A 17445-nucleotide genomic window follows, 5' to 3' on the forward strand; every position below is an offset into this window, starting at 1 on the left:
TCGCGATCCGGTTCTGACGCCATGCTCGGCTACCTGCTGCGGCGCCTGCTCGCGACGATCCCCGTCTTGGTGATCGTCGCGGTGCTGGTCTTCCTCATGCTCCGGCTGACGCCGGGCGATCCCGCCGCGATCATCGCCGGCGACAACGCCACGACCCAGCAGATCGAGCTGATCCGCAACCGGCTGGGGCTGGACCAGCCGATCCTGACGCAGTTCGGCATCTGGGCCGGCAATCTGCTGCAGGGCAATCTCGGCGAATCCTTCTTCTTCAAGAAGACCATCGGCGAGCTGATATTGGGTCGCATCGAGCCGACCCTGTCGCTCGCCTTCCTCACCATCGTCATCGCCGTCTCGGTCGCGGTGCCGCTCGGCGTGCTCGCCGCCTATCGCCACGGCTCCTGGATCGACAGGATCGTCATGGGCTTCTCGGTGCTGGGGTTTTCGGTGCCGGTCTTCGTGATCGGCTACCTGCTGATCTATATTTTCGCGATCTCGCTGGGCTGGTTCCCGGTGCAGGGCTACCAGCCGCTGGCGGACGGATTCGGCGGCTTCATCCAGCGCCTGATCCTGCCGGCGATCACGCTGTCGGTGATCTATATCGCGCTGATCGCCCGCATGACCCGCGCCAGTGTGCTCGAGGTGCTGAGCGAGGATTACATCCGCACCGCGCGGGCGAAGGGGCAGGTCGAGCGCATCATCCTGTTCCGCCATGCGCTGAAGAACGCCGCCGTGCCGATCGTCACCGTGGTCGGCATCGGTATCGCCCTTCTGATCGGCGGCGTGGTGGTGACCGAGAGCGTCTACGCCATTCCGGGCCTCGGCCGGCTGACGGTCGATGCCGTCCTGGCGCGGGACTACCCGACCATCCAGGCGGTCATCCTGCTGTTCTCGGCCGTCTATGTCGCGATCAACCTCGCCATCGACATGGCCTATATGCTGTTTGACCCGAGGATCAGGTATTGAGCGCCGAACCCAGCCTGATCGCCGCGCCCGCGCCCGAACTGGCGCGGCCGGGCGCCAACGCCATGCGCCGCCTGCTGCGCAACCCCGCCGTGCTGATCGGCGGCACGGTGCTGCTGATCATGGCGCTGATCGGGCTGCTCGCGCCCTTCCTCGGCACCATGGATCCGGGCGCGATCAACCCCGCGACCCGCAACAAGAAGCCGGGCTTCGAGCGGACGATCCGCGCCGATGACGGCAGCTCGAAAGTGTTCGTGCACAAGATGGGCACGGATTCGCTGGGGCGCGACGTCTATAGCCGGGTCGTCTACGGGGCGCGCGTCTCGCTGATCATCGCCGTCTCGGTGGCGGCCTGCAGCGTCTTCCTGGGCCTGATCATCGGGCTGCTCGCCGGCTATATCCGGGCGCTGGACGGGGTGATCATGCGCGTCATGGACGGGCTGATGGCGATCCCGGCGATCCTGCTCGCCATCGCCGTCGTGTCGCTGTTCCGGGCGGGGCTGGCGGCGGTGATCGTGGCGATCATCGTGCCCGAAATCCCCCGCGTCGTCAGGCTGGTCCGCTCGATCGTTCTCTCGGTGCGCGAAGAACCCTATGTCGAGGCCGCGATCATGCAGGGCACCCGGGTTCCGCTGCTGCTGGTCCGCCACATCCTGCCCAACACCATCGCGCCGCTGATCGTCCAGGGCACCTTCATCGCCGCCTCCGCCATTCTGGTCGAGGCGATCCTGTCCTTCCTCGGCATCGGCATTCCGCCGGAGACGCCGACCTGGGGCAACATCATGGCCGAAGGGCGCAGCCTGTTCCGCATCTTCCCGCACAACATCCTGTATCCCGGCATCTTCCTCGGCCTCACCGTGCTGGCGGTGAACATGCTGGGCGACGGGCTGCGCGACACGCTCGATCCCAAGATGGCCGGCCGATGAACGCTGAACAGCCCGTCCTCGAGATCACCGGCCTCAGCATCAGCCTGCCGGGCGGCGGCGACCGCAAACACGCGGTGGAGGACGTGTCCTTCAGCGTCGCGCCGGGCGAGATCGTCTGCGTCGTCGGCGAATCCGGCTCGGGAAAATCGGTCACCGCCTTTTCGGTGATGGGCCTGCTCGCCAAGGTGCTGAAGCCCGTCGCCGGCTCGATCAGGCTCGAGGGCGAGGATCTGCTGAGCGCCACCCCGCAGCGCCTGCGCGCGCTGCGCGGCGACCGCATGGCGATGATCTTCCAGGAACCGATGACGGCGCTGAACCCGGTGCTGACCATCGGCGACCAGATCGAGGAGGTGCTGCGCATCCACACCGAGCTCGGGCCGGAGGAACGGCGCGCCCGGGTCATCGACATGATGGCATCGATGCGCCTGCCCGATCCCGAGCGCATCCACGCCTCCTATCCTCATCAGATCTCCGGCGGGCAGCGCCAGCGCGTGATGATCGCGGCGGCGCTCGTGCTCGATCCCGCTCTGCTGATCGCCGACGAGCCGACGACGGCGCTCGACGTCACCACCCAGGCGCAGATCCTCAAGCTGATCAAGGAATTGCAGGGGCGGCGCGGCACCGGCGTGCTGTTCATAACCCATGATTTCGGCGTCGTCGCCGAGATCGCCGACCGCGTGGTGGTGATGGAGCAGGGGCGGGTGGTCGAGCAAGGGCCGGCCGAGCAGGTGCTGAAGGCGCCGCAGCACCCCTATACCCGGATGCTGATCGCCGCGGTGCCCAGCCTGAAGCCGGCCCTGCGCCAGCCCATGACCGGGCCGATGGCGCTGGAGACGATCGGGCTCGGCAAGACCTACCGCTCGGGCGGCCTGTTCCAGAAGCAGCGCAGCGTCGTCGCGGCGAGCCAGGTCGACATCAAGCTGCGCCGGGGCGAGACCGTCGGCATCGTCGGCGAATCCGGCTCCGGCAAGACCACCGTCGCGCGCTGCGTCGCCAGGCTGATGCCGCCCTCGGAAGGCGCCATCTTGGTGCCGGACATCGACATCGCCATGCTGCCGGAGCGGCGGCTGCGGCCCTATCGGCGCAAGATCCAGGTGGTCTTCCAGGATCCGTTCCGCTCGCTCAATCCGCGCCGCACCGTCGGCGATTCGATCATCGAGGGGCCGGTGAATTTCGGGCTGGCCCCGGCGCAGGCGCTGGAGCGGGCGCGCGGGCTGATGAGCCTGGTCGGCCTGCAGCCGCAGGCGCTCGACCGCTACCCCCACCAGTTCTCGGGCGGGCAGCGCCAGCGCATCGCCATCGCCAGGGCGCTGGCCATGGAGCCGGAAATCCTGATCGCGGACGAGGCGGTCTCGGCGCTCGACGTGTCGGTGCAGCGCCAGGTGCTGAACCTGCTCGCGGATGTGCAGGAGAAGTTCAACCTCGCCATCCTGTTCATCACCCATGATCTGCGCGTCGCGGCGCAGATCTGCGACCGCATCGTGGTGATGGAGAAGGGCGTCATCGTCGAGCAGGGTCCGACCGGCGCGGTGTTTTCCGCGCCCGCGCACGCCTATACCAAGGCTTTGATCGAGGCCGCACCGGGCAAGAGCTTCGGGCTTTGAGGCGGGCCGAAGCTCTTAGTAGAAGCCGTCACGGCCTCGCCACTCCAGATCGACAGCCCCCGGCCCAAGAAAAAGGGCCACGTCGAAACGTGGCCCGAAGTCTAGGGAGGAAACGCCCAAGGAGGGCGGCTCAGCATCTCTGCTGCGCTGCACAAGGAGATAGGCCTCCCCGGCGCATTCGACAAGATCGAAAGGGAAGCATGGCTGTCCTTTTTTTTGGCTTGCTGCCCAAACATGCGGCTCAAGCCCCCTCAGCCCGTGATTTCGCTGCGCGATCGGGCCGGAACTGACGGGTTGTGCACGGATACAAGCGGTCCTCGACCTGCTATCAAGGCGCCATGCTACGTGACTTTTTCTCCTATTACCGTCCGCATCGGGCGCTGTTCCTGCTCGATTTCGGCTGCGCCGTCCTGTCCGGCCTGCTGGAGCTGTGCTTCCCGCTGGCCGTCAAGGCCTTCGTCGACGTGCTGCTGCCGCAGGGCGATCTGCCGCTGATCCTGCTGGCCGGCTTCGGGCTGCTCGTGGTCTACGCCGTCAATTCCGGGCTGATGGCGATCGTCACCTATTGGGGCCATGTGCTGGGCATCAATATCGAGACCGAGATGCGCCGGCGCGCTTTCGAGCATCTGCAAAAACTCTCCTTCCGCTTCTATGACGAGCAGAAGACCGGGCACCTCGTCGCCCGCGTCACCAAGGATCTGGAGGAGATCGGCGAGGTCGCCCATCACGGGCCGGAGGATCTGTTCATCGCGATCATGACCTTCCTCGGCGCTTTCGCGCTGATGCTGATGGTACATGTCGAGCTCGCTCTGCTGACCGCCGTGGTGGTGCCGCTGGCCGGCTTCGTCGTCGCCCGCTACGGGGCGCGGATGACGCGCAACTGGCAGCTGCAATTCGGCCGCGTCGGCGCCTTCAACGCCAGGCTCGAGGAGAATATCGGCGGGATCCGGGTGGTCCAGGCCTTCGGCAACGAGGCGCATGAGCAGCGGCTCTTCGCCGGCGACAATGCCCGCTACCGCGACACCAAGCTCGCCGGCTACCGCATCATGGCGGCGAGCCAGGCGCTGAACTACCTCGGCATGCGGCTCGTCCAGCTGCTGGTGATGCTGGCCGGCACCTGGTTCGTCGTCACCGGCAGCCTCAGCATCGGCGGCTTCATCGGGTTCCTGCTGCTCGTCGGCGTGTTCTATCGGCCGCTCGACAAGATCGCGAGCGTGATTGAGACCTATCCCAAGGGCATCGCGGGTTTCCGCCGTTATCAGGAGCTGCTGGCGACGGAGCCCGACATCGTCGATCGGCCAGGCGCCGTGACGCCGCGCGCGCTGCGCGGCGACATCGCGCTGGAGGCGGTGAGCTTCGGCTATGCGACGGACCGTCTCGTGCTGCGCGACGTCGACCTCGCCATCGCCGCCGGGGAGACGATCGCCTTCGTCGGCCCCTCGGGCGCCGGCAAGACGACGCTGCTCTCGCTGCTGCCGCGCTTCTACGAGGTCGATGCCGGGCGCATCACCATCGACGGGATCGACATCCGCGACATGACGCTGGCGGGGCTGCGCCGGCAGATCGGCATCGTGCAGCAGGATGTCTTCCTCTTTGCCGGGACCATCCGCGAAAACATCGCCTATGGCCGGCTCGACGCCAGCGAGGCCGAGATCGTCGCGGCGGCCCGCCGCGCCAGGCTCGACACGATGATCGCCGATCTGCCGGCGGGGCTCGACACCATCGTCGGCGAGCGCGGCGTCAAGCTCTCGGGCGGGCAGAAGCAGCGGCTGGCGATCGCGCGGATCTTCCTGAAGAACCCGCCGATCCTGATCCTCGACGAGGCCACTTCGGCGCTGGATACCGAGACCGAGGCGGCGATCCAGGCGTCGCTGGCCGAGCTTTCGGTGGGGCGCACCACGCTGGTCATCGCCCATCGCCTCGCCACCATCCGCCATGCCGACCGCATCGTGGTCGTCACCGAACAGGGCATCGCCGAGCAGGGCCGGCATGACGAGCTGGTGTCGGCCGGCGGCGCCTATCAGGCCCTGCACGAGGCGCAGATGGCGCCGATCGAGCGGTTTCAGGGGGCAGCGGAATGAGCGGGCGCGCAGGCCGGCTGCGCCTGCGCTCCGGCTTGAGGCTGGAGACGGGATCGATGGCCGGAGACGGATGAGCGAGAAGGGCGTGCGGCGGCGAAAGCGAGCAGGCGCTCGCGCGGCGGCTGCGGGCCCGCCGCGGCAGGGTCGCGGGGCGCGGTTCGGGAGGGGTCCGGCAAGGCCCGCCGAACCGGTCGCGAACCGGCGGGGCGTGACGTTTTTTAGGCGTTGACTTCCGTTTTGGGCGTCTTCAAATTCGTAGGTACACAAACGAATTTGCCGACCGGCAGGGCCGGTGGCGAGCAGGCTGTGTCAACAAGGCCGGGGCCGCAGGCCACCGGTCACAATCGGGGAATTGCGATGACGATCGACCGTCGGAGTCTTCTAGCCGGTGCCGCCGCGAGCGCCACCGCAATCGCCGCGCCTTCGCTGCTCCGCGCCCAGGGCGCCGGCGCCATCAAGATCGGCGAGATCAACAGCTATACCGCGCAGCCCGCCTTTCTGAAGCCCTACCGCCAGGGCTGGGAATTGGCGCTGGAGCAGGTCAATGCCGCGGGCGGGGCGCTCGGCCGCAAGATCGAGACCCTGTTCCGTGACGATGGCGGCAAGCCCGAGGATGCGGTGCGCCATGCCGGCGACCTGATCAATGCCGAGAAGGTCGATCTGCTCTCCGGCGGCTTCCTCTCCAATGTCGGGTTGGCGATCGCCGATTTCGCGGCGCAGAACAAGCGGCTCTACGTCGCCTCCGAGCCGTTGTCGGACGCGCTCGTCTGGGCCAAGGGCAATCGCTACACCTTCCGCCTGCGCCCCTCCACCTACATGCAAGCGGCGATGCTGGTGGAAGAGGCCGCCAAGCTGCCCGCGAAGAAATGGGCGACCGTGGCGCCGAACTATGAATACGGGCAATCCGCCGTGCGCTGGTTCAAGGAACTGCTGAAGAAAGCCAAGCCCGACGTCGAATTCGTGGCAGAGCAGTTCCCGGCGCTGGGCCGCATCGATGCCGGCGCCACCGTGCAGGCGATCGAGGCCTCGAAGCCCGACGCGATCTTCAACGTCACCTTCGGCGCCGACCTCTCGAATTTCGTCCGCCAGGGCAATACGCGCGGCCTGTTCGAAGGCCGCGCCGTCGCCTCGATGCTGACGGGCGAGCCGGAATACATGGATCCGCTCGGGGCGGAGACCCCGGTGGGCTGGATCGTCACCGGCTATCCCCATGCCGACATCAAGACGCCGGAACACACCAAGTTCCGCGACGCCTATGTCAAGAAATTCAACGATTATCCGCGCCTCGGCTCCGTGGTTGGCTTCGATACCATGAACTCGATCGCGGCGGCGCTGGCCAAGGCCGGCACCACCGACAATGAGAAGCTGGTCGATGCGATGAAGGGGCTGAAATTCCCCTCCGCCTTCGGCACGGCCGAATATCGCGCGGTCGATCACCAGTCGACGCTCGGCGCCTATGTCGGCAAGACCGCGGTCAAGGACGGCAAGGGCGTGATGGTCGATTGGAGCTATCGCGACGGCGCGAAATACCTGCCCTCGGACGAGGTCGTGAAGACCCTTCGCCCCGCAGGCTGATCCCGCGACGGCCGCGCCGCGACGACACGCGGCGCTACGGCCGGCCGGTCTTCCCACTCCTGCCTCTCCCCATCGGGGAGGGGTTCACGTCGCGCCGCCCCGGGCGCGACGCCAGCAAGGTGTGCGCCGCTTCATGTTCGACCTCATCCTCACCCAGACGCTGAACGGGCTGGCCTCCGCCTCCTCGCTCTTTCTGGTGGCGTCCGGCCTGTCGATCATCTTCGGGGTCACCCGCATCGTGAATTTCGCGCATGGCTCGCTCTACATGCTCGGCGCCTATATCGCCTGGACGCTGGTCGGCCGGTTCGGCCCGGCCGATGCGCTTGGCTTCTGGGGCGGGGTGGTGCTGGCGGCGCTGCTGGTCGGGCTGATCGGCGTCGCCATCGAATTGCTGATCCTGCGCCGGATCTACCAGGCCCCGGAGCTGTTCCAGCTGCTGGCCACCTTCGGCGTGGTGCTGATGCTGCAGGACCTGACGCTGGCGAGTTGGGGGGCGGAGGACAAGCTCGGCCCGCGCGCGCCGGGCTTCAAGAGCTTCCTGATCATCGCCGGCAACCGGTTTCCGACCTATGAGCTGTTCCTGATCGCCGTCGGGCCCATCGTGCTGCTGCTGCTCTGGTTCCTGTTCCAGAAGACGCGATGGGGCACATTGGTTCGGGCGGCGACGCAGGATCGCGAGATGGTCGGGGCGCTCGGCGTCAACCAGCGCCTGCTCTTCACCTCGGTCTTCGCCTTCGGCTCCGTGCTGGCCGGGCTCGGCGGCGCGCTGCAGCTGCCGCGCGAGGCGGTGAACCTGCATATGGACCTGTCGATGATTTCGGAGGCCTTCGTCGTCGTCGTGGTCGGCGGGCTGGGCTCGGTCACCGGCGCGTATCTCGCCGCGGTGCTGATCGGCATCCTGCACGCCTTCGGCATCCTGATCTTCCCCAAGATCACGCTGGTGCTGGTCTTCCTGGTGATGGCGGTGGTGCTGGTGGTGAAGCCCTATGGGCTGATGGGCCGGGCGCCCGTCGGCCAGGCCCGCGGCCATGGTCCGGCCGAGCCGCTGCTGCTCCCGGCCGATGGGCTGACCAGGCTCGCCGGCGCGATCGGGCTCGTCCTGCTGGCGCTGGCGCCGCTCGTGGCGCCGGACCACATTCTGCTGACCCTGACCGAGCTCGTGATCTTCGCCCTCTTCGCGGCCTCGCTGCATTTCATGATGGGCCCGGGCGGCATGGCCTCCTTCGGCCACGCCGCCTATTTCGGCCTGGGGGCCTATGGCGCGGCGCTCGCCGTGAGATGGCTGGGCGCGCCGATGGAGCCGGCGCTGCTGTTCGCGCCCTTCCTGGCCGGGCTGGCGGGAGTGGTCTTCGGCTGGTTCTGCGTGCGGCTCTCCGGCGTCTATCTCGCCATGCTGACGCTCGCCTTCGCCCAGATCGCCTGGGCGACCGCCTTCCAATGGGTGGAGCTCACCGGCGGCGACAATGGCATTCTCGGAGTCTGGCCCTCGGCCTGGGCGGTGCCGAAGACCAGCTATTACTACCTCACCCTGATGATCTGCACCCTGTCGGTGCTGGCGTTGCGCTACAGCATCTTCTCGCCGCTCGGCTATGCCCTGCGGGCCGCGCGCGACAACCCGCTGCGCGCCGAGGCGATCGGCATCGACGTGATGCGGGTGCAGTGGATCGCCTTCATCGTCGCGGCCTTCGCGGCCGGCATCGCCGGCGCGCTCTTCGCCTTCTTCAAGGGCTCGGTCTTCCCGACCTATATGGCGATCCCGCGCTCGGTCGACGCGCTGCTGATGGTCCTGCTCGGCGGGGTGCAGACCGTGTCGGGGCCGATCGTCGGCGCCTTCGCCTTCGCCGGGCTGCACGAGCAGCTGATGAAGGCGACGATGTACTGGCGCTTCGGGCTCGGCCTGTCGATCGTGCTGCTGGTCATCCTGTTCCCGCGCGGCCTGGTCGGCGCCTCGCTGATGGGGCTCGAGCGCTGGCGTCGCCGGCGCCGGCCCGCGCCCGGCCTGGCGGTGGAGGCGGCCCGATGAGCGCTGCCGCGGCTCCCCAGGCCCAGCCGGTCCTCGTGGTCGAGGGCATCGCCAAATCCTTCGGCGGGGTGAAGGCCGTCGACGGCGTCTCCTTCGCGGTGCAGGCCGGCACGATGCTGGCGCTGATCGGCCCCAATGGCGCCGGCAAGACCACCTGTTTCAACATGCTGAACGGCCAGCTCCGCCCCGACAAGGGCGAGGTCCGCCTCGCCGGAGAGCCGATCACCGGCCTCAGGCCGCGCCATGTCTGGCGCAAGGGGGTGGGGCGCACCTTCCAGATCACCGCGACCTTCACCTCGATGACCGTGCGCGAAAACGTCCAGATGGCGCTGATCTCCCACGCCGGCGTCAGTTTCAGCCCCTTCGGCCGGGCGCGCGACCGCCATCGCGAGGAAGCCGACCGGCTTCTCGCCCGGGTCGGGATGGCGGAGCAGGCCGATCGCGCCTGCGGCGTGCTCGCCTATGGCGATCTCAAGCGTGTCGAGCTGGCGATCGCCCTCGCCAACCGGCCGAAGCTGCTTCTGATGGACGAGCCGACGGCCGGCATGGCCCCGCGCGAGCGCATCGCGCTGATGGCGCTGACGGCGGAGATCGCCGCGGCCACCGGCATCGCCGTGCTCTTCACCGAACATGACATGGATGTCGTCTTCACCCATTCCGACAGCGTCATCGTGCTCGATCGCGGGCGCCTGATCGCGCATGGCACCGCCGAGGAGGTGCGCCGCGATCCCAATGTCCGGGCGGTCTATCTCGGCTCCGGTGCCACGTCGGGAGGGCATTGAGATGGCGGCGATGCTGGAGATCGCGGCGCTGGACGCCTATTACGGCCGCGCCCATATCCTGCAGGGCGTCAGCTTCGCGATGGAGCGCGGGCAGGTGCTGGCGCTGATGGGCCGCAACGGCGCCGGCAAATCGACGACGATGAAGGCGATCATGGGCCTCGTTCCGCCGGCGGGCGGCAGCGTCAGCTTCGAGGGGCAGGCGGTGCAGGGGCGCGAGCCCTTCGAGATCGCCCGGCTCGGCATCGGATATGTGCCGGAGGACCGCCGCGTCTTCTCCGAGCTCAGCGTCATGGAGAACCTGTCCGTCGCCCAGCGCCCGGCCCGCCCCGATGCCCCGCATTGGACGCCGGAGCGGCTGTTCGCCCTCTTTCCCAATCTCGGCCGCATGCGCGACCGGCCGGGCGGCGCGATGTCGGGCGGCGAGCAGCAGATGCTGACCATCGCCCGCACGCTGATGGGCAACCCCAAGCTGGTGCTTCTCGACGAGCCCTCGGAGGGGCTGGCCCCGGTCATCGTCGAGGAGATGGCAAAGACCATTCTGGCGCTGAAGGCCGAGGGTCTGACCGTGCTGATCTCGGAGCAGAACCTGCACTTCGCCGGCAATGTCGCCGACCGCGCCGCGATCATCGAAAAGGGCATGATCCGCTTCACCGGAACGATGGACGAGCTCAAGGCCGATGAGGCGGTGCGCTCGCAATATCTGTCGGTCTGAGGGCAGGGGGGCGAGCGCTCCCGGCCCCGACGGAATAGGGCCTCTCACCCGACCGGCCGGGCGAGGTCCGAAAGCGCTCCGCCGCCGCCATCCACGGCGCGCCATTCGCCGGCCAGCGCCAGCAGCGCCGCCTCGATCAGCCCGTCCTGCCGCAGGCGCTGCGCCATCAGCGCGCCGCGCTCCAGCGCCAGCGCCACCGTCTCCGGCGGCAGCGGGCCGACGGAGACGGTGACCGGGAGATCGCCGAGATCGCTGTCCGGGTCGAGCGAGCGGGCCGGGCGCTGCGCGATCGCGGGATCCTCGGCCGTGACGGCGTTGGCGATGATGCTCGCGGCCGCATCCGCCTCGGCGGCGCTGCGCGCCAGCACCGTCACCGCATCGGCGATGCCGCGCGAAAAGGACCGGCCCTGCCAGCCGCTTGTCGCGACGCCGCGGACGACTCCCGCCCCGGCGATCCGGATGAAACCCTCCGGCCGCGCCCGCTGCAGCGACGGCACGATGCCGATATCGAGGCTTTCGCCGCGGGCGAGATGCAACGCGATATCGCCGCCGTTATTGACATAGGCACGGCCGAGACCCGGCACGGCCGCGACCATCGCCGCCAGCACCGTATCCGCCACCGCTCCGGCCACCGCCGCCATGGGCGTGATGTACTGGCTGCGGAACGGCCAGCAGGCGCGCGCCATCCGCCGGGCCGTATCGCCGCGCAGGGACGGAGGCTGATGAGCCAGCGGCTGGCGCAGCAGGCGCAGCTCGCCGACCAGCCCGGCGAGCAGCCCGTCGAACCGCGCTTCCGCGGCCTCATAGGCCTGGCGCAGCTCCGCCTGGCTGCCGAAGGCGGCGATGACGAGATCGCTCGGCCCCTCCTGCAGATGCAGGCGGCCATCCCTCAGCAGCGCGCGGCGATGGGTCGTCATGCCGGGGTGATGCAGCCCTGGCCGGGGAAACGCAATCTCACCCGGCCTGCCGCCGCAGCGGCCATGGGTTCTCCGGCGCGCCGGGCTCGATCCGCGCCTGCCCGGCATGGTCGCGCAGCACTTGCTCGATCGGCACGATCTCCCCGGCATGGCCGCCCGCCGCGAGATAGAGCTCGCGCGGCAGGATGAACTCGATCGGCGCGACGATGGCCGGGGTCGGCACATAGCCGAAGGCGTTCTTCGGCATGCGCAACACGTCGACCATCACCGTGATGCCGCCGCCCGGCCAGACATAGACCGGCGCGCCGCCCATGGTGACCCGCGTCTGGCCCGATTGCACCGAGCGCGTCAGCAGCACCGGGTTTTCCGTTACCCCCGCGCGCAGGCTGCCGCCGGCCCCCGCCATGAAGGTGACGGTACAGAGCGACGGCTCGCAATTCTCGCCGATCCGCTCGACCACCTGCCGTACCGGGCCGGGCATCGGCGCCTCCACCGGGCGCAGCGCCTCGTCCAGCACGCAATAGAGCGAATCCTCGCCGGTGGTCGAGGTCATCAGCAGGCGCAGCCCCGGCCAGGCCAGGGCCGGGTCGATCTTCTGGATGATCGAGAGCGGCTCGGTGATGTCGGTGCCGCCCCAGCCCAGGCCGGGTTCGGCGACCTGGAAATAGCGGCCGGGCGTCGATTTGCGGCCGCGCACGCGGATCCCGGCGGGCCGCATGCCGAGCACGCGGCCGGCCTGGTGCTCCGTCAGCACGCCGGTGATGTGGTCGTCGACGACGATCACCTCGTCGACATGCCCCTGCCATTGCTGCGCGAATATGCCGATGGTCGCCGAGCCGCAGCCGACGCGCATCCGCGTCTCCGGCTTGCCGTCGACGATCGGCGCCTGTCCGGCCTGGACGATCACGCCATGGCCGCCATCGATGGTCAGCGCGACGGCCTCGCCATTGGCGAGCTTCATCATCGCCTCGCAGGTGGCGTTGCCTTCCTTCTTCGAGCCGCCGGTGAGATGGCGGACGCCGCCGATGGAGAGCATCTGCGAACCGTATTCGGCGGTGGTGACATGGCCGATCTGCTCGCCATTGGCGCGGACCGCAGCGGTCTCGGGGCCGAGATGGCGGTCGGTGTCGATCTTCACCTTGACGCCGCAATAGGAGAAGATGCCCTCCGTCACCACGGTCACGGTATCGACACCCTCATGGGTGGAGGAGACGATGAAGGGCGCCGGCTTGTAGTCGGGATAGGTGGTTCCGGAGCCGATGCCGGTCACGAAGCTGCGCTCGGCCGAGATCAGCGAGCCGTCCCAATCCTGCGCCGGATCGCCGAAGGGCACGACATGCTGCCCATCCTCCACCGCCTGGGCGAGCAGGACGACGGGGTCGGTGCGGACCAGCAGGCCGTTCTCGTTCGCATAGCGCGAGCAGGCGCCTGCGCGGCCGGGCCTGATGCGGCACAGCACCGGGCAGGCATCGCAGCGGATGATGCCGTCCTCGCCCTCGGCGGCGCCGAATTTGCGGGAGCGCTCGGCGAGCGCCGCCGAGCCGGCCGGCTCCGCCAGCGCTTCGGCCTGCACGGCCGGGGTGTTGCCGGGGGCGTCTTCGCGCAGCGAAACTTCAGTCGAGCCGGGTGCATCGCGGCCAGGGCCCGGCGCGGGCCTGGCCTCGCGCTCGCGCATCAATTCCCAGAGCCGGTGCGGCAGCACCGGCACCTGGCGCGGGACGACGCCGGTGGCGTGGCGGATGGCGCCGAGGATCGCCGGCGCCGTCGGCACCAGCGCCGGCTCGCCGATGCCCTTCGCGCCGGAGGGGCCCAGCGGCTCCGGATCCTCGACCAGGATGATCTCGATCGGCGGCACGTCGCCGGCGGTCGGGATCAGGTAGTCATGCAGGTTCTCGGTGCGGCCGGGGAGATATTCCTCCATCAGCGCCAGCCCGATGCCCTGGGCGATGCCGCCATGGATCTGGCCTTCGAGCAGCATCGGATTGATCGCCCGCCCGACATCATGGGCGGCGACGATGCGGTTGAGCCTGATCGTGCCGAGGTCGAGATCGACGTCGAGCGAGGCGATCTGTGCGGCGAAACCATAGGTCGCATAGGGCACGCCCTGGCCCATCGCATCGAGCGGCACGGTCGGCGGATCGAAACTGCCGATCCCCTCGAGCACGACGCCGTCCTCCTGGACCGGCAGCGCGGCGAGGTCGATCTGCGTGGCGACGCCCCTGTCGGTGACGGTGAGCCGCGTTCCAGCCAGGGCCAGGTGCGCCTCCGGGCCGGCATTGGTCAGCCGCAGGATCTCGGCCCGCAGCGCCTGGCCCGCCGCCTCGGCCGCGCGGCCCGAGACGAAGGTCTGGCGGGAGGCCGAGGTCTTTCCGGCGTCGAAGGTCTTGTCGGTGTCCCCCAGCACCAGGCTGAACTGCTGCACCGGCAGGCCGAGCGCATCAGCCAGGATCTGCGTCAGCACCGTCGTCGAGCCCTGGCCGATATCGACCGCGCCGTTCCAGAAGGTGAGGCGACCGTCCTGCGACAGCGTCACCCGCATCGTCGAGGGGTTGGACATGCCGGTATTGCCGATGCCGTACCACATGCAGCCGATGCCGATTCCGCGCCGCTGCCGGGTTTCGCGCGCATTGAACGAAGCGGCCTCCGCCAGCAGCGCCTGCCAATGCGGGCGCAGCGTCTCCAGGCATTCCGCCAGCCCGGCGCTGGCTTCCAGACGCTGGCCGCTCGGCGTGACGTCGCCGGCGCGGATCGCGTTGATCAGCCGGAACTCCAGCCGGTCGATGCCGGCCGCCTCCGCCAGATCGTCGAACAGGGTCTCCTGCGCGATGGCGGCCTGCGGCACGCCGAAGCCGCGAAAGGCGCCGGATGGCGGGCCGTTGGTGTAGATCGCCCGCGACAGGTTGCGGACATGGGGCACCTTGTAAGGCCCCGTGGCGTGGACCGGGACGCGGCCCGCCACCGTCGGCCCCCAGGAGGCGTAGGCGCCGGTGTCGAAATCGCCCTCCATCGCATAGGCGAGGAGCCGGCCCTGCGCATCGCAACCCGCCTTGGCGGTGATGGCGGAAGGGTGGCGCTTGGTCGAGGACATCATCGATTCCGGCCGGCTGAAGATGCAGCGCACCGGCCGGTCCAGCACCCAGGAAGCGACCGCCAGCATCGGCTGGAGCGACACGTCGAGCTTGCCGCCGAAGCCGCCGCCGCAGGCCGAGGGCAGGATGCGGACGCGCTCGACGGGGAGGCCGAGCACGCGGGCCACCTCGTCGCGGTCCATATAGGGCGCCTGGGTACAGGCGAAGATCTCGATGCCCTCGCCCTCGCGCCTGGCATAGCCGGCCTCGGGCTCGATATAGGCGTGTTCGACGAAGCCGGTGCGGAAGGCGCCGGAGGCGATATGAGCCGCTTCCGCGAAACCGGCCTCGACATCGCCGCGCTCGACGCGCCCGCGCGTCAGCACATTGTCGGCGGCGAAATCATGCAGCGCATAGGCGCCCTCGGCCAGGGCGGCCTCGACCCCGGTGAGCGCCGGCAGCGGCTCCCAGGAGATCGGGAACTCCTCGATCCTCACCGCCTCGACCGCCTCGCGCTCGCCGACGATGGCCAGCACGCATTCGCCGCGATAGCGGGTTTCCCCGACGGAGAAGACCGGCTGGTCCTTGAGATGGGGGTAGATGCCGAAGGAGTTTTCCCCAGGCACGTCCGCCGCCGTAAAGACACGCACCAGCCCCGGACGGGCGGCGACGAAGCCGTCGACATCGCCGAGGGTGAAGCGGGCGCGCGGATGCGGGCAGCGCAGCGCCCGCAGCCAGAGCGCATCCTCGGGCGCGCGGTCGGCGCCGTAGAGGTCGCTGCCGGAGAGCTTCGGCAGCCCGTCGAGCCGCGACAGCCTGCTGCCGATGGCAGGGGCGGCGACGGCCGGCGCGGCCGGCTCCGCCTCGAGGAAGCGATGCGTCCCGCGGATCGCCTCGACGATCTTGAGATAGCCGGTGCAGCGGCAGAGCACGCCGCCCAGCGCATAGAGCGTTTCCGCCTCGTCCGGCATCGGCCGGCGGCTGAGCAGGTCATAGCCGGCCATCAGCATGCCGGGCGTGCAGATCCCGCATTGGGCCGCGCCATGGGCGTGGAAGGCCCGCTGCATCGCCGCTCCCAGCCGGTCCGCGGCCAGGCCCTCGACGGTGATGACGCCGCGTCCGGCCACCTGTCCGATCGGGATCAGGCAGGCGCAGGCCTGGTCGCCATCGACCAGCACCGTGCAGGCGCCGCAATCGCCGGCGTCGCAGCCGCTCTTCGTTCCCGTCGCCCCCAGGCTGAAGCGGAGCACGTCGCTCAGCCTGGTGTCGGCTGCGTCCGGGACGGTGACGCGCCGGCCGTTCAAAGCGAAGGCGATCTCGTCGCCGGCGGCCGCGGCGGGGTCCAGGGAGCGGTCATGCAGGTTCACGCGGCGATCTCCACGGGCGAGGGCATGAGCTGCGTCACGGCGCGGCGCACCAGCGTCAGCGCGGCATCCGAGCGATAGGCGGCACTGGCCCTGACATCGGCGATGGGGGCGAGCCCCGCCAGATCATCGGGCACGATCGCCTGGACCAGCGCCGGATCGGCCTTGCTGCCGAGGAGCCTGTCCTCCAGCGCGCGCAGGCGCAGCGGCACGCTCGAGCAGGCGCCGACCGCTATCCGCAGCGCGGCGATCCGCCCCTCCGCGTCGAGCGCCAGATTGGCCGCGACCGAGACGATCGAGATCACGAGATAGGCGCGCGCGCCGAGCTTCAGGAAGCATGAGCGCATCGCCTCCGGCTGCGCCGGGACGTGGATCGCCAGCAGGATCTCGTCGGGGGCGAGCGCCGTGCGGCGGTTGCCGAGGATGAATTGCGACAGGGGCAGGCGGCGCGATCCGGAGCTGCTGGCGAGCTCGACCTCCGCATCGAGCGCCAGCAGCGGCGGCACGCCGTCGGCGGCCGGCGAGGCGTTGCAGAGATTGCCGCCGATCGTCGCCCGGTTCTGGATCTGCACCCCGCCGACCTGCCGGCAGGCCTGCTGCAGCGCCGCGAAGGCGGGCGGCAGATCGGCGCCGGCAATGTCGCTCCAGCGCGTCAGCGCACCGATGCGAAAGCCGTCATCGCTCCGGTCGATGCCGCCGAGCGCGGGCAGGGCGGTGAGATCCAGCACATCCTGTGGCTGCGTCTCGAACCAGACGGCGCGATGCGTCCGGACGGGATAGACATCGGTGCCGCCGGCCATGATCGCCAGGCCGGGGCCGGGTTGCGCGGCACGAAGCGCCAGCGCCTCGGTCAGGGTCTGCGGGCGGTGATAATGCGGCATGGTTCGCGCGTCCCCTCCGATGAAGCGATGTCAGGCCAGCTCCGGCGCCAATGTCACCTTCAGCCCGTCCAGCGCCTCCGACATCAGGATCTGGCAGGACAGCCGCGAATTCGGCCGGACGTCGAAGGCGTCGTCCAGCCGCTCGATCTCCTCCGCCAGCGGCGGATGCAGCTTTCCGAGCCAGTCCGGATCGACATAGACATGACAGGTCGCGCAGGAGCAGGCACCGCCGCATTCGGCCTTGATCGGCAGGCCCCAGTCGCGGATCACCTCCATCAGGCGCCAGCCTTCCAGTGCCTCCAGCTCGCGCTCCTGCCCGTCGCGATCGGTCACCCGGACCATCATCACGCGACGCCGAGCTTCTTCTGCAGCGACGAGGAGGAGGTCGTGTACTGGAAGGTGAGGCGCTTCTCGGGATAGACGTAGCGGTGGATCTTCTGGGCGGCGAGGGCGGCCTCGTGGAAGCCGGAGAGGATCAGCTTGAGCTTGCCGGGATAGGTGTTGATGTCGCCGATGGCGAAGATGCCTGGGGTCGAGGTCTCGAATTTCTCG

Annotated in this window: 12 protein-coding genes and 2 pseudogenes; 8 read left to right on the plus strand and 6 right to left on the minus strand. The window is 69.2% G+C overall.

Going from position 1 to position 17445, the window contains the following annotated elements:
• The first annotated feature begins 21 nt into the window (after positions 1–21).
• The 8 genes from ASG72_RS14410 (at position 22) to ASG72_RS14445 (ending at position 10663) form a co-directional block, all read left to right on the plus strand.
• The gene (locus ASG72_RS14410; RefSeq protein ID WP_056713364.1) at positions 22–963 is read left to right on the plus strand and encodes an ABC transporter permease; all 942 of its coding nucleotides are present in this window, start codon (positions 22–24) and stop codon (positions 961–963) included.
• Between the two features lie 62 nt (positions 964–1025).
• Entirely contained in the window at positions 1026–1886 is an 861-nt protein-coding gene (locus tag ASG72_RS14415) for an ABC transporter permease (RefSeq protein WP_056714730.1), read from the plus strand.
• Positions 1883–3490 carry an ABC transporter ATP-binding protein gene (locus tag ASG72_RS14420; RefSeq protein WP_056713366.1) on the plus strand — a complete coding sequence of 536 codons (1608 nt, stop codon included), beginning with the start codon at positions 1883–1885 and terminating at the stop codon, positions 3488–3490. The genes ASG72_RS14415 and ASG72_RS14420 overlap by 4 nt, the downstream gene beginning before the upstream one ends.
• A gap of 338 nt (positions 3491–3828) precedes the next feature.
• On the plus strand, positions 3829–5571 hold the full coding sequence (locus ASG72_RS14425; protein ID WP_056714733.1) for an ABC transporter ATP-binding protein: 1743 nt from the start codon (positions 3829–3831) through the stop codon (positions 5569–5571).
• Positions 5572–5928: 357 nt separating this feature from the next.
• Positions 5929–7146, plus strand: a complete 1218-nt coding sequence (locus ASG72_RS14430) for an ABC transporter substrate-binding protein (protein ID WP_056713368.1) — start codon at positions 5929–5931, stop codon at positions 7144–7146.
• 133 nt (positions 7147–7279) lie between these two features.
• A complete protein-coding gene (locus ASG72_RS14435; protein ID WP_056713370.1) occupies positions 7280–9169 on the plus strand; it encodes an ABC transporter permease in 1890 nt (629 codons plus the stop codon).
• Entirely contained in the window at positions 9166–9951 is a 786-nt protein-coding gene (locus tag ASG72_RS14440) for an ABC transporter ATP-binding protein (protein ID WP_056713372.1), read from the plus strand. The genes ASG72_RS14435 and ASG72_RS14440 overlap by 4 nt, the downstream gene beginning before the upstream one ends.
• Before the next feature lies 1 nt (position 9952).
• The gene (locus ASG72_RS14445) at positions 9953–10663 is read left to right on the plus strand and encodes an ABC transporter ATP-binding protein (RefSeq protein WP_056713374.1); all 711 of its coding nucleotides are present in this window, start codon (positions 9953–9955) and stop codon (positions 10661–10663) included.
• Positions 10664–10707: 44 nt separating this feature from the next.
• Here the strand turns inward: ASG72_RS14445 and ASG72_RS14450 are convergent, their stop codons facing one another.
• From ASG72_RS14450 to ASG72_RS14470, 6 genes and pseudogenes are all read right to left on the minus strand, one after another.
• Entirely contained in the window at positions 10708–11580 is an 873-nt protein-coding gene (locus ASG72_RS14450) for a UPF0280 family protein (RefSeq protein ID WP_056713375.1), read from the minus strand.
• A 37-nt stretch (positions 11581–11617) separates the two neighbouring features.
• Entirely contained in the window at positions 11618–13063 is a 1446-nt protein-coding gene (locus ASG72_RS20380) for a 6-hydroxynicotinate reductase (protein ID WP_200939960.1), read from the minus strand.
• Positions 13064–13441: 378 nt separating this feature from the next.
• Positions 13442–16015, minus strand: a pseudogene (locus ASG72_RS14455) (molybdopterin cofactor-binding domain-containing protein); the annotation flags it as partial.
• Entirely contained in the window at positions 16012–16893 is an 882-nt protein-coding gene (locus ASG72_RS14460) for a xanthine dehydrogenase family protein subunit M (RefSeq protein ID WP_056713377.1), read from the minus strand. The gene ASG72_RS14460 and the pseudogene ASG72_RS14455, both read right to left, overlap by 4 nt.
• 30 nt (positions 16894–16923) lie before the next feature.
• Positions 16924–17238 (minus strand): 2Fe-2S iron-sulfur cluster-binding protein, encoded by a 315-nt coding sequence (locus ASG72_RS14465; RefSeq protein ID WP_056713379.1) that lies wholly within the window; start codon positions 17236–17238, stop codon positions 16924–16926.
• Positions 17238–17445: pseudogene (locus ASG72_RS14470) on the minus strand (NAD(P)/FAD-dependent oxidoreductase); the annotation flags it as partial. The pseudogene ASG72_RS14470 and the gene ASG72_RS14465, both read right to left, overlap by 1 nt.

It is taken from the genome of Allobosea sp. Leaf344, from assembly GCF_001426225.1.
Classification (GTDB): Bacteria; Pseudomonadota; Alphaproteobacteria; order Rhizobiales; family Beijerinckiaceae; genus Allobosea.